The sequence below is a fragment of the Pseudoduganella sp. R-32 genome, from assembly GCF_049913245.1.
Classification (GTDB): domain Bacteria; phylum Pseudomonadota; class Gammaproteobacteria; order Burkholderiales; family Burkholderiaceae_D; genus Rugamonas.
The window spans coordinates 2,580,109-2,604,880 of record NZ_CP183987.1; the positions used below are offsets into that span (position 1 = coordinate 2,580,109).

27 protein-coding genes and 1 tRNA gene are annotated in these 24,772 nt (G+C 62.9%); 9 read left to right on the top strand and 19 right to left on the bottom strand.

What is annotated here, in order from left to right; genetic code table 11:
- Positions 1-328: 328 nt before the first annotated feature.
- The 6 genes from ACN9MU_RS11790 to ACN9MU_RS11815 form a co-directional block, all read right to left on the bottom strand.
- The gene (locus ACN9MU_RS11790; RefSeq protein WP_426170798.1) at positions 329-640 is read right to left on the bottom strand and encodes a hypothetical protein; all 312 of its coding nucleotides are present in this window, start codon (positions 638-640) and stop codon (positions 329-331) included.
- A gap of 32 nt (positions 641-672) precedes the next feature.
- A complete protein-coding gene (locus ACN9MU_RS11795) occupies positions 673-1,209 on the bottom strand; it encodes a YcxB family protein (protein WP_426170799.1) in 537 nt (178 codons plus the stop codon).
- Positions 1,196-1,639: a TIGR02594 family protein gene (locus tag ACN9MU_RS11800; protein ID WP_426170801.1), complete on the bottom strand. Its 444-nt coding sequence runs from the start codon at positions 1,637-1,639 to the stop codon at positions 1,196-1,198. The genes ACN9MU_RS11795 and ACN9MU_RS11800 overlap by 14 nt, the downstream gene beginning before the upstream one ends.
- An 85-nt stretch (positions 1,640-1,724) precedes the next feature.
- Positions 1,725-2,180, bottom strand: coding sequence for a type II toxin-antitoxin system RatA family toxin (locus ACN9MU_RS11805; RefSeq protein ID WP_426170802.1), 456 nt, complete (start codon positions 2,178-2,180; stop codon positions 1,725-1,727).
- Positions 2,174-2,668: a GNAT family N-acetyltransferase gene (locus ACN9MU_RS11810; RefSeq protein WP_426170804.1), complete on the bottom strand. Its 495-nt coding sequence runs from the start codon at positions 2,666-2,668 to the stop codon at positions 2,174-2,176. The genes ACN9MU_RS11805 and ACN9MU_RS11810 overlap by 7 nt, the downstream gene beginning before the upstream one ends.
- A gap of 9 nt (positions 2,669-2,677) precedes the next feature.
- Positions 2,678-4,075: an L-cystine transporter gene (locus ACN9MU_RS11815; protein ID WP_426170806.1), complete on the bottom strand. Its 1,398-nt coding sequence runs from the start codon at positions 4,073-4,075 to the stop codon at positions 2,678-2,680.
- 107 nt (positions 4,076-4,182) lie between these two features.
- Between ACN9MU_RS11815 and ACN9MU_RS11820 the strand changes: the two genes are divergently transcribed.
- Complete coding sequence (locus ACN9MU_RS11820) at positions 4,183-5,814, top strand: methyl-accepting chemotaxis protein (RefSeq protein ID WP_426337376.1); 1,632 nt, start codon at positions 4,183-4,185, stop codon at positions 5,812-5,814.
- Here ACN9MU_RS11820 and ACN9MU_RS11825 read toward each other — a convergent pair.
- The 4 genes from ACN9MU_RS11825 to ACN9MU_RS11840 all read right to left on the bottom strand — a co-directional run bounded on the left by ACN9MU_RS11825 (position 5,733) and on the right by ACN9MU_RS11840 (position 8,412).
- Entirely contained in the window at positions 5,733-5,930 is a 198-nt protein-coding gene (locus tag ACN9MU_RS11825) for a DUF2970 domain-containing protein (RefSeq protein ID WP_426170809.1), read from the bottom strand. The two genes, ACN9MU_RS11820 and ACN9MU_RS11825, sit on opposite strands and share 82 nt — an antisense overlap.
- An 82-nt stretch (positions 5,931-6,012) precedes the next feature.
- Positions 6,013-6,762 (bottom strand): hypothetical protein, encoded by a 750-nt coding sequence (locus tag ACN9MU_RS11830; RefSeq protein ID WP_426170810.1) that lies wholly within the window; start codon positions 6,760-6,762, stop codon positions 6,013-6,015.
- Positions 6,763-6,820: 58 nt separating this feature from the next.
- On the bottom strand, positions 6,821-7,645 hold the full coding sequence (locus ACN9MU_RS11835; protein WP_426170812.1) for a GGDEF domain-containing protein: 825 nt from the start codon (positions 7,643-7,645) through the stop codon (positions 6,821-6,823).
- A gap of 167 nt (positions 7,646-7,812) precedes the next feature.
- Positions 7,813-8,412 (bottom strand): IMPACT family protein, encoded by a 600-nt coding sequence (locus ACN9MU_RS11840; protein ID WP_426170814.1) that lies wholly within the window; start codon positions 8,410-8,412, stop codon positions 7,813-7,815.
- 96 nt (positions 8,413-8,508) lie between these two features.
- Here ACN9MU_RS11840 and ACN9MU_RS11845 point away from each other — a divergent pair, with 96 nt between their 5' ends.
- Positions 8,509-10,122, top strand: coding sequence for a hypothetical protein (locus ACN9MU_RS11845; RefSeq protein WP_426170816.1), 1,614 nt, complete (start codon positions 8,509-8,511; stop codon positions 10,120-10,122).
- Positions 10,112-11,227: a sterol desaturase family protein gene (locus tag ACN9MU_RS11850; RefSeq protein WP_426337378.1), complete on the top strand. Its 1,116-nt coding sequence runs from the start codon at positions 10,112-10,114 to the stop codon at positions 11,225-11,227. Before ACN9MU_RS11845 ends, ACN9MU_RS11850 begins: the two co-directional genes overlap by 11 nt.
- Here ACN9MU_RS11850 and ACN9MU_RS11855 read toward each other — a convergent pair.
- Positions 11,139-12,488, bottom strand: coding sequence for an APC family permease (locus ACN9MU_RS11855; RefSeq protein WP_426322533.1), 1,350 nt, complete (start codon positions 12,486-12,488; stop codon positions 11,139-11,141). The two genes, ACN9MU_RS11850 and ACN9MU_RS11855, sit on opposite strands and share 89 nt — an antisense overlap.
- Positions 12,472-13,536, bottom strand: a complete 1,065-nt coding sequence (locus ACN9MU_RS11860; protein ID WP_426344626.1) for an aromatic ring-hydroxylating oxygenase subunit alpha — start codon at positions 13,534-13,536, stop codon at positions 12,472-12,474. Before ACN9MU_RS11860 ends, ACN9MU_RS11855 begins: the two co-directional genes overlap by 17 nt.
- Positions 13,537-13,606: 70 nt before the next feature.
- On the opposite strand from ACN9MU_RS11860, the gene ACN9MU_RS11865 reads away from it, so the two are divergent.
- Genes ACN9MU_RS11865 through ACN9MU_RS11875 form a run of 3 tightly spaced genes read left to right on the top strand, consistent with a single transcriptional unit; the run spans position 13,607 to position 15,929 of the window.
- Positions 13,607-13,999, top strand: coding sequence for a hypothetical protein (locus tag ACN9MU_RS11865; RefSeq protein WP_426170823.1), 393 nt, complete (start codon positions 13,607-13,609; stop codon positions 13,997-13,999).
- A gap of 20 nt (positions 14,000-14,019) precedes the next feature.
- Entirely contained in the window at positions 14,020-14,478 is a 459-nt protein-coding gene (locus ACN9MU_RS11870) for a MarR family winged helix-turn-helix transcriptional regulator (protein WP_426170824.1), read from the top strand.
- Positions 14,475-15,929 carry an MDR family MFS transporter gene (locus tag ACN9MU_RS11875; RefSeq protein WP_426170826.1) on the top strand — a complete coding sequence of 485 codons (1,455 nt, stop codon included), beginning with the start codon at positions 14,475-14,477 and terminating at the stop codon, positions 15,927-15,929. Before ACN9MU_RS11870 ends, ACN9MU_RS11875 begins: the two co-directional genes overlap by 4 nt.
- A gap of 19 nt (positions 15,930-15,948) precedes the next feature.
- Here ACN9MU_RS11875 and ACN9MU_RS11880 read toward each other — a convergent pair whose 3' ends face one another.
- Positions 15,949-16,515 carry a hypothetical protein gene (locus tag ACN9MU_RS11880; RefSeq protein ID WP_426170828.1) on the bottom strand — a complete coding sequence of 189 codons (567 nt, stop codon included), beginning with the start codon at positions 16,513-16,515 and terminating at the stop codon, positions 15,949-15,951.
- Positions 16,516-16,746: 231 nt separating this feature from the next.
- Here ACN9MU_RS11880 and ACN9MU_RS11885 point away from each other — a divergent pair, with 231 nt between their 5' ends.
- Entirely contained in the window at positions 16,747-19,485 is a 2,739-nt protein-coding gene (locus ACN9MU_RS11885; RefSeq protein WP_426170830.1) for a TonB-dependent receptor, read from the top strand.
- Here ACN9MU_RS11885 and ACN9MU_RS11890 read toward each other — a convergent pair.
- Both ACN9MU_RS11890 and ACN9MU_RS11895 read right to left on the bottom strand, forming a co-directional pair.
- Positions 19,482-20,168: a YjjG family noncanonical pyrimidine nucleotidase gene (locus ACN9MU_RS11890; RefSeq protein ID WP_426170831.1), complete on the bottom strand. Its 687-nt coding sequence runs from the start codon at positions 20,166-20,168 to the stop codon at positions 19,482-19,484. The genes ACN9MU_RS11885 and ACN9MU_RS11890 overlap by 4 nt on opposite strands.
- 51 nt (positions 20,169-20,219) lie before the next feature.
- Positions 20,220-20,295 (bottom strand) — tRNA-Lys (locus ACN9MU_RS11895).
- Between the two features lie 83 nt (positions 20,296-20,378).
- Between ACN9MU_RS11895 and ACN9MU_RS11900 the strand changes: the two genes are divergently transcribed.
- Both ACN9MU_RS11900 and ACN9MU_RS11905 read left to right on the top strand, forming a co-directional pair.
- Positions 20,379-20,594: a hypothetical protein gene (locus ACN9MU_RS11900; protein ID WP_426170832.1), complete on the top strand. Its 216-nt coding sequence runs from the start codon at positions 20,379-20,381 to the stop codon at positions 20,592-20,594.
- Between the two features lies 1 nt (position 20,595).
- Entirely contained in the window at positions 20,596-21,249 is a 654-nt protein-coding gene (locus tag ACN9MU_RS11905) for a pentapeptide repeat-containing protein (protein ID WP_426170833.1), read from the top strand.
- Between the two features lie 5 nt (positions 21,250-21,254).
- Here the strand turns inward: ACN9MU_RS11905 and ACN9MU_RS11910 are convergent, their stop codons facing one another.
- Genes ACN9MU_RS11910 through ACN9MU_RS11925 form a run of 4 tightly spaced genes read right to left on the bottom strand, consistent with a single transcriptional unit; the run spans position 21,255 to position 24,756 of the window.
- Positions 21,255-23,027: an FUSC family protein gene (locus ACN9MU_RS11910; protein ID WP_426344879.1), complete on the bottom strand. Its 1,773-nt coding sequence runs from the start codon at positions 23,025-23,027 to the stop codon at positions 21,255-21,257.
- A gap of 5 nt (positions 23,028-23,032) precedes the next feature.
- Positions 23,033-24,058, bottom strand: coding sequence for a multidrug transporter subunit MdtN (gene mdtN / locus ACN9MU_RS11915; RefSeq protein ID WP_426170834.1), 1,026 nt, complete (start codon positions 24,056-24,058; stop codon positions 23,033-23,035).
- Between the two features lie 9 nt (positions 24,059-24,067).
- Positions 24,068-24,277, bottom strand: coding sequence for a YtcA family lipoprotein (locus tag ACN9MU_RS11920; RefSeq protein WP_426170836.1), 210 nt, complete (start codon positions 24,275-24,277; stop codon positions 24,068-24,070).
- Between the two features lie 53 nt (positions 24,278-24,330).
- Positions 24,331-24,756 (bottom strand): MarR family winged helix-turn-helix transcriptional regulator, encoded by a 426-nt coding sequence (locus tag ACN9MU_RS11925; protein WP_426344627.1) that lies wholly within the window; start codon positions 24,754-24,756, stop codon positions 24,331-24,333.
- Positions 24,757-24,772 lie beyond the last annotated feature (16 nt).

Below are 24,772 nucleotides of genomic sequence, written 5' to 3' on the forward strand. Positions count from 1 at the left end.
GCTGAATAGGCGTGCCTGATCGGCACTGCCGATCTTATATTGGCCTGACCAATATTTCAATCAATCAGGCCAAATGTGATGCGGTCAGACCACGTTGCCTCGCGGAAATACAAGTCATTCTGTCGCGACCATTCAACACTCCACGCCACGAAGGTGTCATCGCCCGCAGCGCAGCGGCTGCAACCACAGGACGTAGCAGTGCTTAAGCCAAGGCAAGCGGTACCAGACAAGCAAGCAAGAGCGTTCCGCATAACCCGGGGGCTGCAAGACACGCCTATCGAGCATTAACTTTCGCATGACAGGGAAGCATTAATGTCAGCGTCATGCCTCATGGTGTCCGGCCTTGAGTCAGGTTGGACCATAAGACAAGTGCGCCTTCGCGATCAACTGGCGAGAGCCTCGTTGATTCCAGTACTTCCGACATATCCGAGTCTGAATACTTTGTGTAGAGCGCATAGCCATTCGAAAAGATCGAGATGCTATAAAGCGGGCCAGACGCCGACCCGCATTCAATCCAGGCATCGGGGTGGTCGGCGTCGGCTTTCTCAAAGAGCTCGTCAAGCGCGGTTTCCATTTCCGCTATTGTCGGATTGCGCAGGGAACTTCCGAATACCTTGGTGAGAGTAATCCATTCGTGCATGTGGTCCTCGATACAGATACGTGCCTGAAGCGTCAGGCTACATTCTCGAATTTGGCCGTGAAGCCAATCACTTTGCCCCCTGAAGCTTGAACAGCCCTCAGCACGAATACCTGCATTTCCGGCGAGACCGTTTCAAGAGGCATTGTGATGAACTGCGCCTTGGAAAACAACAGAAGCCAGAAGCCGGGAAAACACCATATTTCGACAACCGATGACCACTGCATGGTGGAGCTTCCAATGCCCGACGAAACTGAAAACGTCGATGCGTCGGCAGTGAAGACCGCTTGCGGCCTTCCCATGTCATGCAGCTTTGCCATCACGCTGCGATAGTGGACCACATAGATTGCCAGAACAATGGCAAAGGCAAACGCCAGAGCGGCGCCAAGGGCGCCAATGAACCAGGACGATTCACCTTCAACGAGCAGCCACACGAAGGCAATGGTGGCGAATGATAGTGCCAAAGGAAGGCTTATGCCGACTGACCGGCGCCAGAACGCCAGCACTGCTCGACGGAGGAGTTGTTTGTCATAGGTGAGCGTGGCTTGATGGGACATATTATTGGAGGCCACTGGGCCACCTGTAGGCGAGAACCATGGACTTTGGATAGAAGTGTTCCCGTACCTGTCCAAGCTGATTACCTCCGAGGAGGTAAACGAATTCTTGGTCTTCCCTCAAATAGAAGCCTACGTGTCCTTTCCAGCTGGCCGGATCATCTCGCCAAAGAACTGCAACGCAACCAGGTACCGGACGTTCAATTTCCTCACCCCACTCAAGCCACGATCTGGCGAGAGCAGACGCCGTACCGGCAATGCCCGCTTGTGCAAACGACCAATTGACGAACGATGAACACCAGGACACTTTGTCATCGTAACCTTCGATATTGGTGCCTGCGTGGTATGAATTGATTCGCGGGTTGCTCGAACCGACGGGGTATGCTGCGATCCCCAATTCGCCGATAGCGATTGCCAGCCAAGGTGGAGTGTTCAATTGAGCGGTCAACTTAACAGGTCAGGATTAAATTCTAGCCAGCGTCGTGCTTTTGCTATAGAGGGCGTAGTAGTACTGCTGTACTCTGCCTCTGAGCTCAGAGTTGGCTACGATAGTTCGCTGCCGCATACTGCTGAAGCGCGGCGATACGCTTGCGCGTCTCTCGCTTGAAAAAGAACACTACCGCTGGAGTCAGCAGCCAGGATAGCCAGCGCGGCTTGGTCGTGATGTTGTATGAGAAAAGAACCCTGGTCCTGTCGGGGCCGAGTTCCTTGAAATTCCACCCGCCGGCAAATTTATCGAAGATGTATGGGCCCTTGATCAGCTTCACGGCCGCAACCTTGTTGGGCTGGTAGGACACGTAGACCGTATCCATGCTAAGGCCATTGGCCGCAGTGCAGCGAACCAGTTCGCCTTGCGCAGCGTCCGTCGCATTGACCAGGAATGCCTCTGTCGTGAGAGGATCCCACTTTGCCCTCAGGTCGTAGTCCTGGGTGAGCTTGAACAGGTATTCGGCACTTGCGCCGACTTCGAAGTCGTAACGTATCAGCATAGTGAGCGTAGGTAGAATCTGGTATCGACTGCCATTACCGGGAAGGCAGGAGGCAATTCGCACTGGTTTATTTCGGTGAAGCCGTTCTTCTCGTAGAAGCGATGTGCCGCGACGAATGCATCGGTTGTTCCAAGATAGACTTTGTCGATCCCCTGGAGGCGCGACCATTCGAGCAAGCTATTGAGAAGATGCCTGGCCACGCCATGCTCGGCGCCTCGATGGGATTGCGAGACGAACAGTTTGCGCAAGGCGGCCTGGCTGCTGCCGATGTCCAGCAGGGCAATGGTGCCGACGATGGCGCCTCCATGCTCGGCCACCCAGAAGCCACCGGCGCCGTGCTGATAGAAGCTCGGAATGTTCAGCAGGTCGGGCTGGGCTTCGAGCGTGATCGGAATGCCGAACTCGGATTGCTGGATCGGAAGGATCACATCGATGACGGCTTGAGCGTCAGCAGGTGTGTATTGGCGAATGCGTAAGGTCGACGTCATATTGACGGTTTACGCCGCGGCCTGGGAATCGACCTGCAACTCCTGGTCGCTGGCGAATGCCGCCATATTCGTTTCGCCCATCACGCGGCTGGTGACGGTGCCGGCGGCGATGGAGCCGCTGACATTCAGCGCCGTCCGGCCCATGTCGATCAGCGGTTCGATCGAAATCAGCAGGCCTGCCAAGGCCACCGGCAGGTTCATTGAGGACAGCACGATCAGCGCCGCAAAGGTCGCACCGCCGCCAACGCCGGCCACGCCGACGGAGCCGATGGTGATGATCGCCAGCAGCGGTACCAGGAACGAGGCGGTGAAAGGATCGATTCCGACCGTCGGCGCGATCATCACGGCCAACATGGCGGGATAAATGCCGGCGCAGCCGTTCTGGCCAATGGTGGCGCCAAACGACGCGGCGAAGTTCGCGATGCCTTCCGGCGTGCCCAGGCGCTGCGTCTGGGTCTGCACGCTCATCGGGATGGAGCCTGCGCTGGTGCGGGACGTGAACGCGAAGGTCAGCACCGGCAGGATCTTCTTCGTATAGCGCAGCGGATTGAGGCCGCTTGCGCTGACCATCGCCAGGTGCACGCAGAACATCAGCAGCAGGGCGCAGTAGGAAGCCACGACAAAGCCGATCAGGTTCAGGATGTCGGCATAGCTGGAGCTGGATACCACCTGTGCCATCAGCGCGAACACGCCGTAGGGCGTCAGGCGCAGCACCAGCGTCACCATGCGCATCACGATGGTGTGCGCCACGTGCACGGCATGGTCGAAGGAAGTGAAGTGCTCGGGCTTTTTCTCCGCGATGCCGATGGCGGCCACGCCGATAAACACTGCGAACACCACCACCGCAATGGTCGACGTCTTGCGCGCGCCGGTCATGTCGAGGAAGGGGTTGCTCGGGATGAAGGAGAGCAGCATGTTCGGCAGCGAAATCGACTGCGCGTCGGCCAGCTTGCCTTCCAGGTAGGCGCCGCGCGCCACTTCCGCCGCGTTCGACGCCAGGCCGGCCGCGCTCAGGCCGAATACCTTGGCCATCAGGATGCCGATCGCCGCCGCCACGGTGGTCGTCAGCATCAGGGTGCCGATGGTGAGGGCACTGATCTTGCCCAGCGAGCTGGCGTTGCGCAGCTTGAGAATGGCCGAGACGATCGACACCATGATCAGCGGCATGACGATCATCTGCAGCAGCTTGACATAACCGCTGCCGACGATATCGAGGTACTGGCCGGTCACCTTGACGATGTCGCTGCCGGCGCCGTACAAGGTTTGCAGCCCGGCGCCCAGTACAACACCCAGGCCCAGCGCGCTGAACACGCGCACGGTGAAGCTGGCATGGCGTTTCTGCTGCATGACGAGGAAGGCCAGCACGATGGCGGCGACGGCCAGGTTGAGGATCACTTGCAGGTTCATGTAGGGTCGGCGGCTTATATTCTGGAATCGACAGATTCTAATTGAATTGGTGTAGTCTTGCCTATTTGCAGTGCCGAGGTTGCAGAGTCGCTACGAAAGGAATAGCCATGTCGAAGCAATCGATGAAGGTGGGCACCCGGCTGGCGCTGGGTTTTGGCCTGGTGCTGGCGCTGATGGCCGGCGTGTCGGGCCTCGGCATCTTCAACATGCACCGCATCCACGCCCAGCTCGAGAAAGTCGTGCGGCTCAATGTGGCGAAGCTGACCTATGTGCAGGACATGTCGGAGGCGGTGCATGTCGTGGCACGCGTCACGCGCACCCTGGTGCTGCTCTCGGACGAAGCGGCAATGCAGCGCGAACTGCCCAAGATCCAGGCCGCGCGGGCTCAGTACGACAAGGCGCAGGCGGCGCTGGAAGCCTTGCCTGCCACGGAGGAGGGCAAGGCGATCCGCGCCCGCATTCGCGCGCTGCAACAGGAGTCCCGTTCATTGACCGACCAGCTGCTGCAGCTGGCCATGCAGCACAAGGATGACGAAGCCGTGGCCCTGCTGATGCAGAAAGCCGGCCCCGCCACTCAGCGCTGGCAGGACGTAATGGATGAAGACGTGCAATTGCAGCGCCAGCATAATGCCAGGGACGCTGCCGCCGCGACCGAAGCCTATGCCGCGGCCCGCAGCATGATGCTGGTGATGAGCGGCGTGGCGCTGGTGGCCGGCGTGGTGGCCTCTACCCTGATTGCGCGCCGCTTGCTCGGCCAGTTGGGCGGCGAACCCGATGTGGCGGCCGAAATCGCCGGCCGTATCGCTGCCGGCGACCTGACCGTGCATGTGGAAACCCGCCAGGACGATGAAGCCAGCATGATGAAGGCCATGAGCATGATGCGCGACAGCCTTCTGCGCATCGTATCCGAAGTGCGGCAGGGGACAGAGACCATCAACACCGCCGCCACCCAGATTGCGGCCGGCAACCTGGACCTGTCGTCGCGTACAGAACAGCAGGCCAGCGCGCTGGAGGAAACCGCGTCCTCGATGGAGGAGCTGACCAGCGCCGTGCGCGAAAACGGCAACAATGCACGCCAGGCCAACGAACTGGCCGCGGCGGCGACCGCGGTGGCGCAGCAGGGCGGCGCCGTGGTAGGGCAGGTGGTGCAGACCATGGGCTCGATCAGCGATTCTTCGCGCAAGATCTCGGACATCATCGGGGTGATCGACGGCATTGCCTTCCAGACCAATATCCTGGCCTTGAATGCGGCGGTGGAGGCGGCGCGCGCCGGCGAGCAGGGGCGCGGCTTTGCCGTGGTCGCCACCGAAGTGCGCCAGCTTGCGCAGCGTTCGGCCGCTGCGGCCAAGGAGATCAAGGACCTGATCGTCAATTCGGTGGAGCAGGTGGACCAGGGCAGCGCCCTGGTCGCCCGGGCCGGCAGCACCATGGATGAAGTGGTCGCTTCGGTGCAGCGGGTGTCTGAGATCATGCGTGAAATCACGGCCGCCGGCGATGAGCAAAGCGCCGGCATCGAACAGATCAACCGGGCCGTGACGGAGATGGATACGGTCACGCAGCAGAACGCCGCGCTGGTGGAGGAAGCCGCATCAGCAGCGGATGCGCTGAAGCAGCAGGCCGCCCACCTCGATACGCTGGTGGGCGTGTTCAAGCTGCATCACGATGTGGCCAGGCGTACCGCAAACAGCAGGATGGCGACGAAGCAGCTGGCCGCAATCAGCCCGCCTGCAATGACGTAGCCGGGACGCAGGGCGCCGGCGTCGCGCTCGAAATCGCTGCGCCGGCGCAGTCCGATGAAGGACCAGGCAACGGCCAGCATGGTTTCGCCGAAGCTGCGGGGTTTGGTGTCGTCCATGTCGTATCCTTTCGAGGTTGGGCCTATTGTGCGCCGGCCCGGCCTCGAAAAACAGGCGCAGAAGCGCCCGGAAACGACCGTATCAGTTGGCAGCCGGCTGGCCGCGCAGCCGGGCCAGGGCCTTGAGCAGTTTGCCGCGCTGGCCCCCGGTCCAGTCCAGGCGCAGCAGGTCGGCATCGCCCAGCGACTCCAGGCTGGCCGCCGCCTCGTCGCTGCCGCCGTCCGCTTCTTCCAGCATTTCCTCGTACAGCTCCGGGTAGGCCTGGATGCGCAGCATGACTTCGTCCGCGACCTCGTCTTCCACCAGCGTGTCGCCCCAGGCGAGCAGGCGTTCGGCCAGCTCGGACAGCGCGGCGTGGCGCTCGGGCGACGTGGCCTGCTGTTGCAGCAGGTCGAAACTGGCCAGGGCTTCCTGCAGCTGGCGGGTGCAGGCCGAGACGTGGCAGGCGTAGGTGGCGAATTCGCGTGCCAGCGGACCGCCTTCGGCGATCTGGCGCCAGCTCGCCAGCATGGCGTCGCCGCCCAGCACCGGGCCGGCGCCGGGCACTTGCCAGGCCTGGGGGGCGGCCAACTGGCGCAGCTGCACTTCGGCGCGCCCCAGGCAAACCTGCAGGTCGTCAAGGCGGCGTGCATAGGCGCTGTTGGCGCGCGACGCGCGCAGCCTGTCCAGCAGGTGAATCGGGATGGCTTCGCGGCCGCGCCATCGGGCCACGGCTGGCAGGGTGGCGGCACGCGGCGCGGATGCCGGTGCCAGCAGGTGGTTCATGGCGCGCGCTCCGCGGCTACGCAGCAGCCAGGTGTCGCCAGGTTTGAACTGTATTAAAGAGTCCATCACAACCTCCCTCGGGCTTTGAGGGAATTCTGAACCTTTTATCAAGCCCCCGCAAGCCTCAGCCAGCGCCGATGATGCGATTGCGGCCGGCGCGCTTGGCCTGGTACAGGGCGTCGTCGCCGCGTTTCAGCACGTCTTCGCAGGATAGGTCGCCGGCGCGAAAGCAGGCCAGGCCGCCGCTGATGGTGACGGAGTCGCCAATGCAGCCCAGGGCTTGCAGGGTTTCCGCGATGCGCAGGCGCAGGCGTTCGGCAATGGGCGTCGCCTGTTCGCAGGTGGTGTGTGGCATCAGGACCACGAACTCGTCGCCGCCCAGGCGGGCCGGCGCGTCGGTCGTGCGCAGCTCGCGCTGGCACACGTCGGCGGTGGTCTTGATCACCATGTCGCCGGCCAGGTGGCCGTGTTCGTCGTTGACGCGCTTGAAGTGGTCGATATCGAAGATCAGCATGGTCATCGGGGTGGCGTAGCGCTCGAAGGTATCGAAATGCTCGGCCAGCACGCTCATCAGCTTGCGCCGGTTCAGCAGGCCGGACAGCGAATCCACTTCGCTCTGCATGCGCAGCTGAACTTCCAGTTCCTTGCGCGCCGTGATGTTGCTGGCCACCCACAGCACGGCATCTTCGTCGTCAACCTGGAAGTCCAGCGCCTGGAGGCGGCCCTCGAACCACAGGCGGTAGCTCGGACCGCTGCCAGCCTGCCCCTTGATGTCGCCTTGCACCAGGCTGTATTCGACAATGTGCAGGGCGCGCCAGGCCAGGGCGGTTTCGATCTCTTTCAGGAACCAGCTGGCCTTGTCCGGCGTCAGGACGTCATGGACGGTTTTGCCGATCAGGTGGGTGCCGTCGTGGTAGTACCGCAGGTCGATGCCGCCAAAAATAGCCATGTAACGGCCGCTGCGGGTCAGGACGAACGCAGGGTCGGGCAGGGCATTCAACAGCGATGAGAGTTGATTGCCAGAAAATAGTGTTTCATCGCGCATGACTATGACAGTATCGAGACCCGCCCAATAACGCAAAAATTGTTAATAGGAAATTATTTAATTGTAACTATTTAACTTTCATCGTGTCGTGCCTGCCACGCGAGCTGGCCGCTGGCTGCCTCGTTCAGCTGGGCCGCCAATGCCGGCGCGGCGGCCTGGGCGATGCGGAAAGCCAGTGATACGCGCTGCCCGTGGCTCACTTCCAGCAGGATGGCGCCGGCGGCGGCCAGTTCACGCCGCACCATGCCTTCCAGCGAGTAAGGCAGGGTGCAATGCACTTCGGTATAGCGCACGATGGCGACTTTTTCCACTTTCATCAAGGCCTGGGCCACGGCATCGGTATAAGCTCGCACCAGGCCGCCCGCGCCCAGCTTGATGCCGCCGTAATAGCGCACCACGGCTGCCAGCACGCCTTCCAGGTCCTGGTGGCGCAGCACGTCGAGCATGGGGCGGCCCGCCGTGCCGCCGGGTTCGCCGTCATCGACTGCCGCCGACTGGCCGCCGGCCAGCAGGGCCCAGCACACATGGGCCGCAGCGGGGTGCTCGGCGCGCAGGCGGGCCACGACGGCCTGCGCCTCGGCGCGGCCGGTTACCGGAGAGACAAAACCGAGAAAACGGCTCTTCTTTACAATCAAATCGCTAGTCGCGGGAGATATAATGGTTTGTGGCATGGGGCCAACATGATACAGCTTTGCTGAACAGTTAACGTCCGGCTTCCCTTACAATGCTGTTGCAATTTGTTTAACTTGGTCTACGTGGCGACGTTCGTGGCAACTTATCGGATCAAAACCCTTGGCGTACAAAGCGGCTTCCTGCAGGAGCGGGTCGAGGCACGCCTGATGCTTTTGTTCCGCCGCCCCCTGGAGGCGGTGCGCCCGATCACGGCCGGCAATGGCGCGATCGTGAAGAAGGGCGTCGACTGGGCCATGGCCGAGCGCTTCCGCGACGCCTTGATGACCTGCGGTATCCGCTGCGAAGTGGAGGAGGAAAAGGCGCCGCCCCCGCGTGCGACGCTGGCTGAATACGCCGTGCAATTGCAATCGCACCTGGAATTGCTGGACCCGGGCCGGCGCTGGACTTTCATGGCGGCAGAAGGCGAACTGTTTGGGGTGCCCGGCCCGGAGTCGCCCTATCCGCTTGAACTGCTGGTGCCGCTGGAGAGCATGTACCAGGAATGGCTGGGCGCATCGCTGGCCGCCAGCGAAGACCTGCTGCGGCACACCGCGGGCATGGTCCTGATGGGAAATACGCCCGGCATGGTGGAGGAGGCCGTGCGCCACCTGCTGCCGATCGTGCGCAACAGTGCGGAGCGCGGGCAAGCCATGCTGGCTGCCGCCCGGGGCTACTCGCCGCTGCTGTTCCGTCCCATTTGCGAGGGCCTGGAAATGGGCCTGGCCTTCCACCGCGGCACGGTGACCCACCGCGTGGCACGGGCGCATCTCGAGGCCTGGGGGCTGACCGAGGATGCCGCTTTCGAAGCTGCCTTCGCCAATTTGCGCGCGCGCTCGACCGCGCCGCTGCTGTCGTCCCCGCAAGGTGTCTTTGCCGGCGGATGGGAAGATGGCTACAGCTCCTCGCGCATGCTGCTGCCTGAATTGATCAAGGCGGCCGTTCCGGATGGACGTCCGGTCGTCATGGTGCCGACGCGCGGCATGCTAATGGTGTGCAGCGACCAGAACCTGGTGGCGATGGAGGCGATGCTGAAGGCCGCTATCGAGGCCATGCGCGAAGAGAAAATGGTCATGCCACGCCTGCTGCGCCTGGTGGACGAGCGCTGGCAGGTCTTCGTGCCGCCAAGCCTTGAGCGGCGCCTGAACAGCCTGGCCAAATACGTCGAAGGCAATGATTACCGCTTGCAGAAGGAACTGCTGAAAACACACGAATGGGCCAGTGGGCGCAATCGCTGCGTGGTCACCTACCTGGTCGGCAAGCTTGGCCCGGAGCAGGTCCGCACCAGCGCCTGCACCTGGACGCGCGACATGCCAAGCCTGCTGCCGAAAACCGACCTGCTGTACTTTGCCGATCCTTCCAGCCTGGACCCGCCGATTACCGTGAGCTGGGACGCCGCCATGCCGGTGGTGGGAGCGCTGATGCAGCGCACCGACGATTACCCGCCGCGCTATTTTGTCGAAGGCTTCCCGAACGAGGTGCAGTTGGCGCAACTGGCCGATATCGCTGCCGGCGCGCGGCGCGAAGCAAAGGCGAAGGCCCTTGCCGCCGCCCAGGCTGCACAAGCGGCCATGGCCGCGCAGAACACCCGCCCCATGCTGGACTCGCGGCGCATGCAGACCGTGGCGGCAGTGCTGAACCGTCCTGTCGGCGAAGTGCTGCGCAGCGCGCTTGGCCGCAAGGCCGGCGCCAAAACCGCGCATGCTCGATAACAATGCACTGGTGGCTGCGGCCACGCCCGTCTTTCTTGTCATGATCGCTGCCGAAGCCTGGCTGGCCCATCGCCGCCGGCTGCAGGCCTATTCGCTGGCCGACAGCCTGACCAGCATGGGCTGCGGCATCTGGACCGTGACGCTGGAAGTGTTCACCAAATCCGCCATGCTGCTGGCCTATGGCTGGGTGTTCAGCCATTTGTCGCTGTGGCAGTCGGCGCCCGCGTCGGCCTGCACCTGGGCGTGGTCGTTTGTCGCCTTCGATTTCGTCTATTACTGGGCGCACCGCTGGTCGCACGAAATCAACTTCCTGTGGGCCGTGCATTCACCGCATCACCAGAGCGAAGAGTTCAACCTCACCACGGCGCTGCGGCAGGGCGCTTTCCAGGATCTTTTCCACGCGCCGCTGTTCATGGCGCTGGCGCTGCTCGGCTGCCCGCCGGGCGTCTTCATCATCCAGCTCACGCTGAGCAAGTTCTACCAGTTCTGGATTCATACGCGCCTGGTTGGCCGGGTGCCGCTGCTCGAGGGCATCCTCAACACGCCCAGCGCGCACCGGGTGCACCATGCCGTCAACGACGTCTACCTCGACCGCAACTACGCCGCCACGCTGATGATCTGGGACCGCCTGTTCGGCACCTATATCGAAGAAGGCGAGGCGTGCGTTTACGGCGTGCGCAAGGGCGCGCCGGGCTGGAATGCGGTGCGGGCGCAATTTGCCTGGCCGGCCGTGATGTGGCGCGATGCGCTGCGCACTGCGCGCTGGCGCGACAAGCTTTCGCTGTGGTTCCGCCGCACCGGCTGGCGTCCCGCCGATGTTGCCGCTGCCGATCCGTGGCCGGCCTTCTCGCTGCCTGCGGGCCGCCTGTACAGCGCCACCCGTGCCACAGCCGGCGGTGCGCGCTGGACCTTCGCCGCGCTGTCGATGTTTGCTGCCGCAGTGGCCATGCAGAACCAGCTGGTCCTGCATGCCGCCACGCTGTCGCTGGCGGCCAGGCTGGCGCTGGCTGGCGCCGTTACTGCGGCGCTGCTGCTGGTGGCGTATTGCCTGCAGCCTGTTGCGCCTTCTGCCGCCAACGCACCAGCCAGAACACGGGCAGGCTGACCGCACCCAGCGCCATGCCCCACCAGAAGGCTTCCCTGCCCATGCCGTAAAAGGCCCAGAGCGAAAAAACGCAGCTCATCACCGCACTCAGGGACAGCGCTGCCCCTCGCGCCAATACGCCGCGCCGGTGCAGCCTGAATACCGCCGCGCCGCCGACCAGGTAGAGCGGCATGCTGGCTGCCGTGACCACCAGCGTCAGGAAAGTGAAGGCCTCGGCCGTCGAGCGGCTGTAGTTCATTGCGATCATCACGCTGGCCAGCGCTCCCACCAGCAGCAGCGACCAGGCTGGCGCGCCGTGGCGGTTGGGCGCTTTCAACATGGCGGGGAAAATGCCGTGGCGAGCCATCGACGCGGTCACTTCGCCCGCCAGCATGGTCCAGCCATTCAGCGCCCCCAGGCCGCTGAAGATGACGGCCGTCGCCAGCCAATGCCCGCTGCCGCCATCCCAGTAGCGGCGGAACAGGTCGACGAAGGGGGCGTTGGAGGCGGCCAGCTCGGCCTGCGGCAGCAAGAGCATGGGAATCGTGCAGACCAGCACATACACTGCTGCCGCGGCCAGCGTGCCGGCAATCGTGGCGCGCGGGATGGTGCGCTCCGGCTCGTGCACCTTGGTCGCAGGCAGCGAGGCGCATTCCACGCCCAGCATTGCGAACAGGGCAATGGTGCCGGCTGCGGCGGTGCCGTCCAGCGTGAATGGCGTGGGCGGCAGGTGCGCCGCGTAGGCGGCGCTGTCGGTTCCCAAGATCCACACGCCCAGCAGCACGATGGCGCTCATCGGCAGCAGCTTGAGCGCCGCCGACACCAGTTGCACCCGGCCCGAAGCCAGCGCACCGCGCAGGCTGACCAGCACGAAGAACCAGATGATGCCCATGGCCGCCAGCGGCGGCAGGGCCGGGTGCGCGGACAGCGCCGGCGCCAGCGTTGCCAGGTAACCCACGATGCCGATCGCCAATGCGGCATTGGTGACCCAGATCGACACCCAGTAGCACCACATGGTGAAGAAGGCAACGCCGTTGCCGAAGGCGCGCCGGCAATAGCCGTAAGGCCCGTCCTCGTCCGGCATGGCGCGCGCCAGGCGGGCGAAGACGTGGGCGATGAACAGGCAGCCGATGACGGAGATGGCCCATCCCGCAAACGCGTTCCTGCCGAACGGCGCCAGCGCGGCGGGCAGCATGAAGATGCCCATGCCGATCATATTCCCCACGATCAGGGCTGTGCACATCCAGAAGCCGAGCGGCTTGGCCTTATCCGTGGCGTGCATAGGCCGCGCGCAGCAGGTTCTGGAAATGCCACACGCCGCTTTCGCGCCTCGGGTTCAGGCGCCCGGCGGTGTATGAGCCGGATGCCAGGCCTTGCTGGACGTGCTGGCAGATGCTGATGTCCTCGGCCTGGATCTCGTCGCTGAAGGCTTGCTCGGCCTGCGCCCGCGCCTGCACTGCCGGATCGTCGGCGTAGTAATAGTCGAACTCCACGATGCACTGCCTGTGCCCGGCCGGCAGGATGCGGTTGGTCTGCAGCCGGCCCGGTGTGATGTTCAGCATGATGTTGGGGTAGATAAAGTAGTACCAGGCATTGCCGTCGCCGTAGATGCCGTCGTTGTTGCGCAGCGGCGAGTGCTGCAGCGAATGCCATTGCGCCAGCTCGGTGTCGTAGGCGCGGTAGTCGAGCACCTGCGACAGGCCGGGATGGACGAAGGGCAGGTGATAGCCTTCGAGGAAGTTGTCGACATAGACCTTCCAGTTGCATTCGAGCTTGTAGGTGTCGCGCTTGGCGAAGCGCATGGACGACACGCCCGCCGGGGCGATGCGCTCGGCGATGCCGGCAAAGACCTGTTCGAACGGCGGCGCGGCGGCATCCAGCGCCACGAACACCAGCCCCTGCCACTCGCGCACCTGGATGCGGGGCAAGCGGATCGCCGACTTGTCGAAGCCGGCCGCGTCTTGCATTTCGGTGGCCGCACGCAGTGTGCCATCCAGTTCGTAAGTCCAGCCGTGGTATTTGCAGTGCAGCGCCCGCGCGCCCTTGCCGTTACAGGTCGCGAGCGGGCCGGCGCGGTGGCGGCAGACGTTGAAGAAAGCCTGCAGGCTGCCGTCGCCCTGGCGTATGATGATAATCGGCTTGCAGGCAATGTCGCCGACGACATGGTCGCCGGTTGCACTGAGCTCCCCGGCGTGCGCCGCCAGTTGCCAGGTCGATCCGAACACTTCCCGCAGCTCGAATTCCAGCCATTGCTGGTCGGTATAGAAGCTGGCATGCAGCGCGCGGGCGCGTTCCAGCGGCTCGATACGGCAATGCTCCTGCAGGGTCATATGTGCTCCGCGGCGCGAAAGATTCACTGTCTCATAAATTGCAGCGCACTGGAAGAAAGAGGTTGCAAAAATGGACGAAGGTCTTTTCTTTGAGGGTTTGCAAGCCTTGCCTGCATCGGCCTTCCCCAAGCATTGCGGCAATTGCGGGCGGGCTTTCGCCACGGCGCAGGAATTCATGCAGCAGACCCAATCGGTGCGCAAGGACATCACTGGCCTCAAGCAAAGCTTCGACGACGACAGCGTTGCGATCGTCGAAGCCTATCGCAATTGCCTGTGCGGCTCGACGCTGATGGACTTTTTCAGCGACCGGCGCGGTATCTCGGAGGCCGGAGTCCGGCGCCGCGAACTGTTCGAAAAGCTGCTGCCGCACCTGCAGGAAAAGGGCATGGCGCCAGCGGCGGCACGCCAGCATTTGCTGGCGCTTTTGCGCGGCAAGGAGAAATCTGGCAATATATGTAGGTAGCCTACCTAACTATATGGCCGATGCCGAAAAAACATGAAGCGATCCTGACGCCGCGCGTGCTCGCCGCCAGTGAAGAGCTGCGCCTGACGCTGAAACGGCTGGTGCGCGAGATGCGCCGCGACGCCAGCGAAAACGGCGGCGATATCCCCTTGGTGCAGTACATGCTGCTGGCCATCATCCAGGAACAGCCTGGCATCGGCGTGGCCGAACTGGCGCGCATGGAAAACGTGCGCACCGCCACCATGAGCGGCCATGTCAAGGCGATGGAGGAGGCGGGGCTGGTGCAGCGCAGCGCGCCCGATCCGCAAGACCGGCGCCGCTCCGGCCTGCAGGCGACGGCGCATGGCGCCGCGTGCATCGAAGCCTTGCGCGACAAGCGCCGCGACTGGATGGCGCAGCGCATCGCCCGCCTGACGCCGGCCCAGCTGGCTGCGCTGGAAGCCGCCATTGAACCCCTGAACATCATCGGAGCACCATGAAGGACACCGCTGTTACCGAGCGCGAAATCCGCGCTGTCTACCTGGCCATGATGGCCGTGCTGGGCCTCAGTGCGCTGGACCAGAGCATCGTCGCCACCGCCTTGCCGCGCATCGTGGCCGACCTGGGCGGCATGGCCCACCTGTCGTGGGTGGTCACCGCCTATGTGCTGGCTTCCACTGCCACCATGCCGCTGTACGGCAAGCTGGCCGACCAGTACGGCCGTCGCCCGATGATCTTCGCCGCCATGGGCGCCTTCCTGCTTGGCTCCGCGCTGTGCGGCCTGTCGCAGAACATGACGCAGCTGATCGTGTTCCGCGCGATGCAGGGCGTGGGCGCGGGCGGCTTCCTGCCGCTGGCCCAGATCATCATTGCCGACATCATCCCGCCGGCGGAACGCGGCAAGCGCATGGGCATGGTGCCGGTGGTGTATGCCGCCACCAGCCTGCTTGGGCCGGTGCTGGGCGGCCTGATTACCGACGCCTTGTCGTGGCACTGGACGTTCTACGTCAACCTGCCGGTTGGCGCCGTGGCCTTCTATGCCATCGCACGGGCGCTGCACAAGGAAAAGGTGCACCATGCGCACCGTGTCGATTATCTGGGCTCCGTGCTAATGACCGGCTCGATCACGTCGGCGCTGCTGGTGCTGGCGCTGGGCGGCACGGAATGGCCTTGGGATTCCCTGCAGGTGCAGGTGTGCAGCGCGGTGGCCGTGGTGCTGGGCGCCTGGCTGGCCATGCATGTACGCAAGGTGCCGGAGCCTGTGCTGCCGCCGGATTTGTTCGGCAACCGCGTCTTCAATATCGCCAGCGTGGTGATGGCGCTGACCTTCATGGGCCTGATGGGCGCGACCGTGTTCTTCCCGCTGTTCTTCCAGGTGGTGATGGGCAGCAGCCCGGCCAGCTCCGGCCTGCTTACCGTGGCCATGATGATTGGCCTGGTCGGTTCTTCCATGCTGAGCGGCCGCAGGCTGGCGCGCACCGGCAAGTACAAGGGCGTGCAAGTGGCTGGACTGGTCGCCGCGCTGGTGGCGTTCAGCACCCTGGCGCTGGGCATGGAGTCCGGGTGGGGCTACTGGGTCATCGAGCCGGCGATCTTCCTGCTCGGCGCCGGCCTGGGCCTGGTGATGCCGAACATGACGATCGCGGTGCAGAACGCCTTGCCGCTGCCGCGGCGCGGCGTGGGGACGGCGATGCTGACTTTCTTCCGCTCGCTGGGCGGCTTGCTGGGCGTGACCGGTTCGGGAGCCATGCTGGCGCATTCGCTGCATGTCCACGGCGTGAACGCCGTGGCGGCCGTCGGGCCCGGCGTCAGCGTGCTGGCTTCGACGGTGGCCGTCTATCGCCACGCAATTGCCGGCGTCTTTGGCGCCGGCGCGCTGCTGGTCCTGCTAGGACTGATTGTGCTGCTGTTCCTGCCGGAGATCGCGCTGGCAGGGCACAAGGCCGATTAGCGCGCGGCGCCGGCGTTCATCAACGAACGAGCAGCAGGCCGATGGCGAAGAAGAACCAGGCTAATGCGCCGAGCACGCACCAGGCGATATTGGCCGCGGTGAAGTTGTCGTTGCTGCTGCCGGCCGGGTCGCCGCTGCGGATGTTGATTTCCAGCTGGACCTGCTTCAGCAGCAGGCCAGTGGGGATCAACAGCAGGATCGAGACCACGTCCAGGAGCAGCGAGCCGGTGCCGGCCCATGACAAGGCGTAGCCAGCGAGCATCAGGAACACCATGCCGGTCGCGTAGGTGTCGCTGTTCCAGCTGCGGCCTTTGCCGCTGGGGTCGTAGTCGGCCACTTCGTGGTACAGGGTATGCGTAAAGAAGAGGGCGAACAGCGCGCGCGGCAGCGGCCAGACGTCATCCCCGGTAGCGCGCTTGTGCCGCTGCCAGTTCTGGAAATTCCAGTGCAGCTGGAACAGGCCGAAGGTGAGGAAGAACAGGATCAGCATCTTGCGCGTGGAGACCACGTAAAAGCGGTCTTCCACGCCGGAATGGAAATGTTCATCAAGGTTGGCGCTCGGCGCGGCGTATACGTTATCAGACACTGGGAATCCCGAAATTTTCAGAGTGCAAATTGTAACTTCTGTTGCTGTCAGCAAACTATCGAATAGTCACGGGTTGCATAAATCCGACATCAGGCATCGTGCTCGCGCGCAGCCAGCGGGCCAGGCTGACTCATACGTTTTCGGAATATCAATACTGAAAGACGCAATACTTTGATATTGCAAGCCCTGCGTAACATTGGCTCACCAAAACCAAAATAACGGAGACAATTTATGCGTAAGACTGTATTGGCGGCGCTGATCGCAGAGATCCTGCTGCCGCTGGGTGCCAATGCTCAAACGGCGGAAGAGCAGATCGATCCTTCTGCCAAGGTGGTGGTGAGTGGCGTGCGCGCTTCGCTGGCGTCCTCGCTCGCGACCAAGCGCTTGCAAGAAGGCGTCGTGGATGCCGTATCGGCCGAAGACGCCGGCAAGTTCCCCGATACGAACATTGCGGAATCGCTGCAGCGCGTCACCGGCGTGCAAATCCAGCGCAACAACGGGGAAGGGCGCTACATCTCGGTACGTGGCCTGGGCCCCGAGTTCAATAATGTGCTGGTCAACGGCCGCACCATGACCAGCGACACCGGCGGCCGCGATTTTTCGTTCGACCTGCTTTCGTCCGACCTGATCTCGAAGGCCATCGTCTACAAGACTTCCATGCCTTTCCTGCCGGAGGGCGGCATCGGCTCCACGGTCGATATCCAGACCGCGCGTCCCTTGTCCGGCAAGGCCGGCCACTCGGGCGTGATCAATGTATTCGACTCCTACGATTCGAACTCGAAGAAGAACACGCCCAACGTCAGCGGCATGTATTCCTTCGCCAATGAGAACAAGACTTTTGGCGTGACCGGTTCGCTGTCGTACACCGACCGCGCGTCGAAGCAGAACAAGGCCATCAACGATGCCTGGAACCTGCGCGACGTGTATATGATCGACGGCGACCTGAATTCCAAGGGCCTGACCATGGCCAACGTCACCAGCAAGAAGCTGCTGATGCCGCAAAGCTTCGGCTACCAGCAGGAGAACGAAACGCGCAAGCGGCTGGTCAGCAACGTCACCGTGCAGTACAACCCTTCCGCGGACTGGAAGCTGACCGCCGATGCCTTGTATTCGCGCCTCAACCAGCGCAACGACGTGATCGCCATCAGCGACTGGAACAACCCGGTGCAACTGGGCGTGAAGTACGACTCCAACAACCAGGTCACGAGCTTCCTGCGTCCCGGCGCGAACTTCTTCGCCAATAACCCGGCCCTGGTCGGCGACGGCACCGGTATCCTGACAGATGCCAATTCGAACGACATGATCGTCAAGGGCGGCGACCGGCTGTCGATTACCAAGGCCTTTGGCCTGAATGCGAAATGGAACGCTTCACCTGAGTGGAAGCTTGAAGGCGACGTCTCGAATTCGCGAACCACCACCAAGACTCCGGACCAGTGGATCGTGGCGGGCATGGTGCCGAAAAATGGCGATTCGCTGACCTTTGGCTCCATCCCGAGCCTGTCGTTCGGCGACGGCATTACGGACCCGAACGCGGTACGCGCCCACGCCGTGTCCAACAAGGATGTGCGCTTTGCCGATGAACTGAGCGAAGCCCGCATGAACGCCTCCTGGGCGCACGAGATGGGCGCCTTCAAGGGCATCGACACCGGCGTCTCATATTCGCAGCGCAAGGTCGGGCGCAACCAGTGGGAAAGCGATTCGTGGAACGCTTTCAGCGGCTACCACGTGTCGCTGCCGTCATCCTTGTTCACGGTGAAGTCGCTGGATAACGCCTTCCCGGGCGCGCCGGCGAGCTACCTGAGCTTCGATCCGTATGCTTACATGAATTACCTGAACCAGCCGTCCACGCTGGCGCTGTCGAACGATCCGGCGCTGTACCTGGACAAGAGCAAGTTCCCGAACGGCCCGATGTCCATCGATTACACCAAGCCGAACTTCTGGAGCGTGAAGGAGAAGGTGTCGAGCATCTTCCTCGATTCGAAGTGGGAAGGCGAGCGCTGGTCGGCGAATGCAGGCGTGCGCGTGGTGCGCGTGAATTCGACTTCCACCGGTATCAGCCGCGTGCTGCTGTCGGCGACCAAGAGCCCGAACGACACCACCTACATCCTGAACTACGGCCCGGCGGTCGAGACGTCGGTCGAGAACAGCTATAACAGCGTGCTGCCATCGGGTAACCTGAAATTCGACCTGACCGATGACATGGTGCTGCGCCTGGCCGCCTCCAAAACCGAGACCCGGCCGACGCTGAACCAGATGGGCGTCGACAACTGGTACGGCGGCCGTTTCGGAGACGTGCAGACCGGCGGCGGCAATCCATACCTGAAGCCGATGGAGTCGAAGAACCTGGACCTCTCTTATGAGTGGTACCTGTCCAAGACCAACTTCCTCGGTGCGGCGATCTTCCAGAAGAATGTGTCGAACTTCCTTGAAAAGCGCCTTGAAGACATCACCATCCCGCAGTACTCGGAAGTAGTGCACGATACCCGCATCCGCAATGGACAGAAGGGCAAGATCAAGGGTATCGAGCTGGCCGGCCAGTATGCCTTCGACAACGGCATCGCGTGGCTGCGCGGCTTTGGTGTCGCCGCCAACTACACCTTCGTCGACGCTACCGCCAGCCGAGACGATGCAGCAGCCCTCGATTGCGGCTACCCGGGCTTGTCGAAGCAGTCGTACAACGCTTCGCTGTTCTATGAGAACGAGACCTTCTCGGCGCGCGTGAGCTACAACTGGCGCAACAAGTTCGCCGTCGATTGCGGCGGCGGCAGCACCCAGCCACGCACCCGTGCAGCCTACGGCCAGTACGACCTGAGCCTGCGCTACAACATCACGCCGAAGATCGCCTTGTACCTGGACGGCATCAACTTGAGCAATTCGCGCATGCACGAATATGCCAACAACGAGAGCCAGTTCCTGACCCTGGAAGATGTGGGGCGCCGGGTCAACGCCGGCCTGCGCTTCGCCTTTTAAGCGAGCAAAGGAGCGATATCGTCTAGATGGGCGGCTTCGAAAGTGGGCAGGGCTTCGGTGTCGTTGTCTAAACGGCCCGGGTTGTACCAGCAGCTTTCGATGCCGAAACGGTTGGCGCCGAGAATATCGGCGTCCAGCCGGTCGCCCACGATGATGGTTTCATCCTTGTTGAAGGCACGCGCCATTTTCGTGGCGTATTCGAAGAAGCGGCTATCCGGCTTGGCATAGCCGCATGCTTCGGAAGTGGCAGTGAAGGAGATGTAATCGCCCAGGCCGGAGCTGGCAATGCGGCGGTCCTGGATGTGCGCCACGCCGTTGGTGATGATGCCCACTTCGCCGGCTGCGGCCAGCGTTTCGCACAGGCGACTGGCGCCATCGACCAGGACCACGGTTTCGGACAGGGACTCCAGGTAGCGGTAGCTGGCTTGCTGCGGATCGATCTCCAGCCCGTTTGCCGCAAAAGTTTTGCGGAAGCGTTCCACTTTCAGGAATTCCTTGGAAACCGTACCGGCTTCAAACGCCCGCCACAGTTCGATGTTGATGCCTTGATATTGCTGGAACATTTCATCGATGCTGTCACGGAAGCCAAGCTGCCGCAGCACGCGCTCAAAGGAAAGCTTCTCGGAAGCGCGGAAATCGAGCAGGGTGTCGTCGAGGTCGAACAGGAAGAGGGAATGCTTCATAATGCAGATAATAAAATAGCCAGCCCGAAGGCTGGCTATTCTATCTTTTTCTGGTAGGCCGTGCGGGGCTCGAACCTGCGACCAACGGATTAAAAGTCCGCTGCTCTACCAACTGAGCTAACGACCCGAAGGGCCCGAATTATATAGATACGGAATCGTTTCGGCAAGTGCCCGCATGACGCGTATAATCGGCGCCGGAAGGAACCGATCATGACTTACGAAGAATATCTCGACGAAGTGACCACGCTCATCTTCGAAAAATACAACCTGAAAGACACGCTTGCGGTCAAACTGGTGATGGATGCGCAGGACGCAGAATTCTTTGTCCGCCATGACGACGACAAGAAGCTGCGCAATATCGACCAGGCCCACAAGGACGCCAAGACGATCTACGAAGCCTACGCCGCCCGCACCCAGCGCCGCTAACATGGAGATGGATCGCGACTCGCTGGTGGAGCAGCTTTCGGCAGGCGTGCGCCATTTCGTGCAGTGCAGCTTTGACGAGGCGGACCTGTCGCGCCTCGACCTGCAGGACTGCGTCTTTGAGCGCTGCACTTTCAATGAAACGATTCTGTACGCATGCAAGCTGGCTCGCAGCAGTTGGCAGCGTTGCCGCGGCATGTCGGCCGATTTCGAATCGGCGGACCTGGTCGATGCACAATTCCAGGGCTGCGACCTGAATAACAGCAAATGGCGCCGCAGCAAGCTGGCGTCGGCCAGTTTCCGCAGTTGCAAACTGACTGGAGCGTCCTTCGAAGAGGTGTCGCACCTGGGCGCCAGCTTCGAGGAAAGCCTGCTGGTTGGCGCGGATATGCGCGGCTTTTCATTCCGCAAAGCGACCTTGAACCAGCTCGATTTTTCGGATGCCGACTTGTCCGGCTGCGATTTCCGCGAGGCCGTGCTGGAGGGCTGCAGCCTGCGCGAAGCCGTGCTCAAGCTGGCCCGCCTTGAAGGCGCCGACCTGCGCGGGGCAGATATCGGCGGCCTGGATCTGGCCGACTTGCGCACCTTCAAGGGCGTCGTGATATCCCACGCCCAAGCGGCGGCAATCCTGGGCGAGATGGGACTGTTGGTCGCCTGATCGCCCTAATGGCTGGCCTGTTGTGCGGCCAGCTTCTCCTCCGCTTGTGCCAGCGTGTTCGCGATGCGACGTGCATTGCGGTCGCGCCAGCCCGGCTCTAGCGCCACCCTGGCGTGCAGTTCACGACATTGGTTCAGCAGGCCCCAGACCTCCAGCCGCGCCGAGCCAATACCCTGTTGATCGGCGTGCACGCAAGCGGCGACCGCCTTGCGCAGGCGCGACAGAGCTGTTTTGAGCGCCTGGCCTTCGCGTTCTGGCCACAGCAGCGCGTATATGGTGATCGAAACCGCCAGTCCAAGCAGAATGCCAATCAACCGGTCGCGGATCTCAGTGACGTCGGTGACGGGCCCGAAGCTGCCCAGTTGCGCCAGTGCGAATGCAAACATCATTTGGACGCCGATGTAGTTCGAACGCGGCGGCCCCACGGCAATCCACGCACCAAGCGCGATGATGGGCAGGGACATGGCCAGCAGTCCGACGATGCTGTCGAGGTGCGGCACGACAAATACCGTTGCCGCCAGCGCGGCCAGGCTGCCAAGGCAGCAACCCAGCAAGCGGTTGATGCCTTTATGCGTGGTCGCGCCGAGGCTTGGCAGGGCGAGAATGATGCAGGTCTGCATTGCTGTATGGATGCCGGGCCATTGAAGGCCCGTGTAGATGACGTAGGTGATCATCGCAGCCAGGACTGCCTTGAAGGCAAACTGCAGGTAAACGAGGCGCAAGGGATTTCCGACGGCACCGGACGAGCGGGTTCCGCCTTGGCGCGCCAGTCCGGCGGCACCTGGGGTGGCATCGGCGTCCGCATTTGCCGCGGCGTGCAAAGCCCGCGCCATCTCGCGCAAAACCACGCTGTGCGCGTGCGACGCGCCGGTTGCAGCTCCCGCTGCGGTGCCAGCCAGGCCGGCCGAAGCCGGCGCTGCAGAATCCGGCGTGAAGGCCGTCCCATGCCCGAGACACTCCCGCAGTGACGCGCAAGCCTGTCGAATCGCGATCATCTGCTTGTGCTCCTCCTGCGAAGCTTCGAACGGCGCCAGCCTGGCCAGTTGCGCGGCCGCGGCATGCAGGCGACCGACGGCCGCAGCACGCGCCGCAGTGCGTTCCTCATTGCCCAGGGCTGCAAACGCCAGTTGCCGCTGCAGGGCCAGCACGCCGCGCCCGACCTGGCCGCTGTGAAAGGCTGGCGCTGCGGCACCGGCGATGCGCGCCTCAAGCTGGTGCTCGACTTCATCAAGCTGGCGGCCATATTCTTCCACCAGGAGCTTGACCGGCAACGCAGGCCGGAACAGGCGCTGGATGATCATCGTCACCACCACCGGATAGGTCGAAGCTACCCATACCCACAACAAGGCGCGCGTCATCACTTCGGGATCTTCGTAAATGTCGGCCATGCTTTGCCCATACACCACGATCAGGGCGGTGAGGAAGCCGATGGCGCCGAGCTTGCTGGTCCGCATGAAATACATGCCGCAGAAAGCAACCAGCGCCGCGCCGAGAATCCGCAGCATCGGGGCGTCGATGAAGAATTTGAGCAGGAGGATGGACGACGCCACCGCCAGCGTACTGCCGATCCCCAGCACGATGCCGCTCATGCGGGTCAGCACGGTATTCTCCTGCGCGGTGAAGAACACCATGATCAGCGACAGCGAGAGCGAAGGAATTTGCAAGGCCATCGAGCAGACGATGACCACGGTGCAGCTCGCGAGCAGGCGCCACACCGCATCCATGCGGCCAGGGAAGGGCGCCAGTTCGGCGCGGATACGCGCCATCAGCGCTTCCATGATGTTCACTTCGCGTTCAGCATGGCGACGGCCGAAGCGCCGATGCGGAACGCTGCGTCTGGCTGTTCGATCAGGATGCGCACGGGGAAGCGCTGCGCCACCCGCACCCAGTTGATGGAACGCGGTACGCGCGGCAGCCCTGCCACTTCGCTGCCGCCGTCGTCGGGGAACACGCCGTAGCCGATGGACTCGACGGTGCCGCTGTAGCGTTTGGAGGTGTCGCCAAGCAGGTAGACTTGGGCATGGCGGCCGGCCTTGATGCCGGCCAGGTCGGTCTCGCGGAAATTCGCCACCACGTACCAGCGGCTGGAGCTGGCCAGCGTAAACACCGGATGGCCGGCAGCGGCAAACTGGCCCACCGAGGTTTTCAGGTTCAGCACGATGCCGTCGCCCGGCGCGCGCACCTCGGTATAGGACAGGTTCAGGCGCGCCAGCGCGATCTCGGACTTCACGACTTCGCGCCTGGCGACCAGCGCATCGACGCCGCTGACGGAAGCTTCGGCTCGGCGCGCATCAAGCAAGGCCGCACTAAGCTGGGATTGCGCGCCGCGCCTGGCGGTGCGAGCCTGGTCGATGCGCTCGGCCGACACGAAGCCTTTGGTGAGCAAGGGTTCGAGCCGCGCCAGCGTGTCGCCCGCCTGCTCGGATGCGGCCTTTGCGTGTTCGACGTTCGCCTGTGCTGCAGCGGCGGCAAACTTCTGGGCATCGACCGAGCGCTGGGTCAGCCTGATCTCGCTGTCGAGCGCTTTCAGGCTGGCTTCGGCCTTTGCCAGGGTTTGCTCGAAGGGCTGGGGATCGATGCGGAACAGAAGGTCGCCTTTCCTGACACGCTGGTTGTCCGCCACCGGCAGCTCCACGATCCTTCCGTTGACTTCGGGGGCGACGTTGATGGTGTCGGCATAGACGTAGGCATCATCGGTGCGCGGCGCTTGGTCGATCGTGCGCACGACGTAGATGGCGAGGCCGATTGCGGCCAGGGCCAGCACCAGCACGATGGCGCTCCAGCGGCGGGAGTTCCTGGTTTTCTTCATGACCTCACCTCAATGTTGGAAAAATACGAGCCACGCCGACAGGGACAGCACGGTGGCGAGGGCGGGGTAGCCCAGCGCGAGCAGATGCGCCGGGGCGCCGGCCAGCCAGCCGCGCGCATTCAGCACTGTGTGCAGCACGAAGCACAGCACCGTGGCGCCGGCAATGCAGAAAAGCCAGTCGGGAAAATAGGCTCCCAGCACATTGATTGAAGGTTCCACATTACTTCCTTAATGTAACATTGCCTAGGTAACCTATTCGGCAAAAAAAAGATCTACTTCCCGGCGAACATCTTCAGCAACAGGGCTTCGAGAGCATGCAGTTCCTGCGCACTGAAAGTACCGAAGTACTGTTCGATCACGGTGCCCGAAGCTTCCAGCAGGCTGGGGAAAAGACGCCGGCCTTCTTCGGTCAGTTCCAGTTGCACGGTGCGGCGATTGGCGGCGCTCGGCCCTTTCTGGATCATGCCTTTCTGTTCCAGGCGGTTCAGCATGCGGGTCATGGCGCCGGGGCTGTACGAGAGCTCCTTGCAGATTTGCGCTGCGATGTTGGCGCGGCCGCCATGCAGGGTGGACAGCACCACGTATTGCGCCGCCGTGATATCGAAGGGCGCGAGCCTGGCATCCAGTTCTTCTTCCAGGGCTTTCTGGGCGCGGCTGACCAGGCGGGCAACGCGGCGTGGGTCGGCTTGTTTGTTCATGAATGAACTATACGTT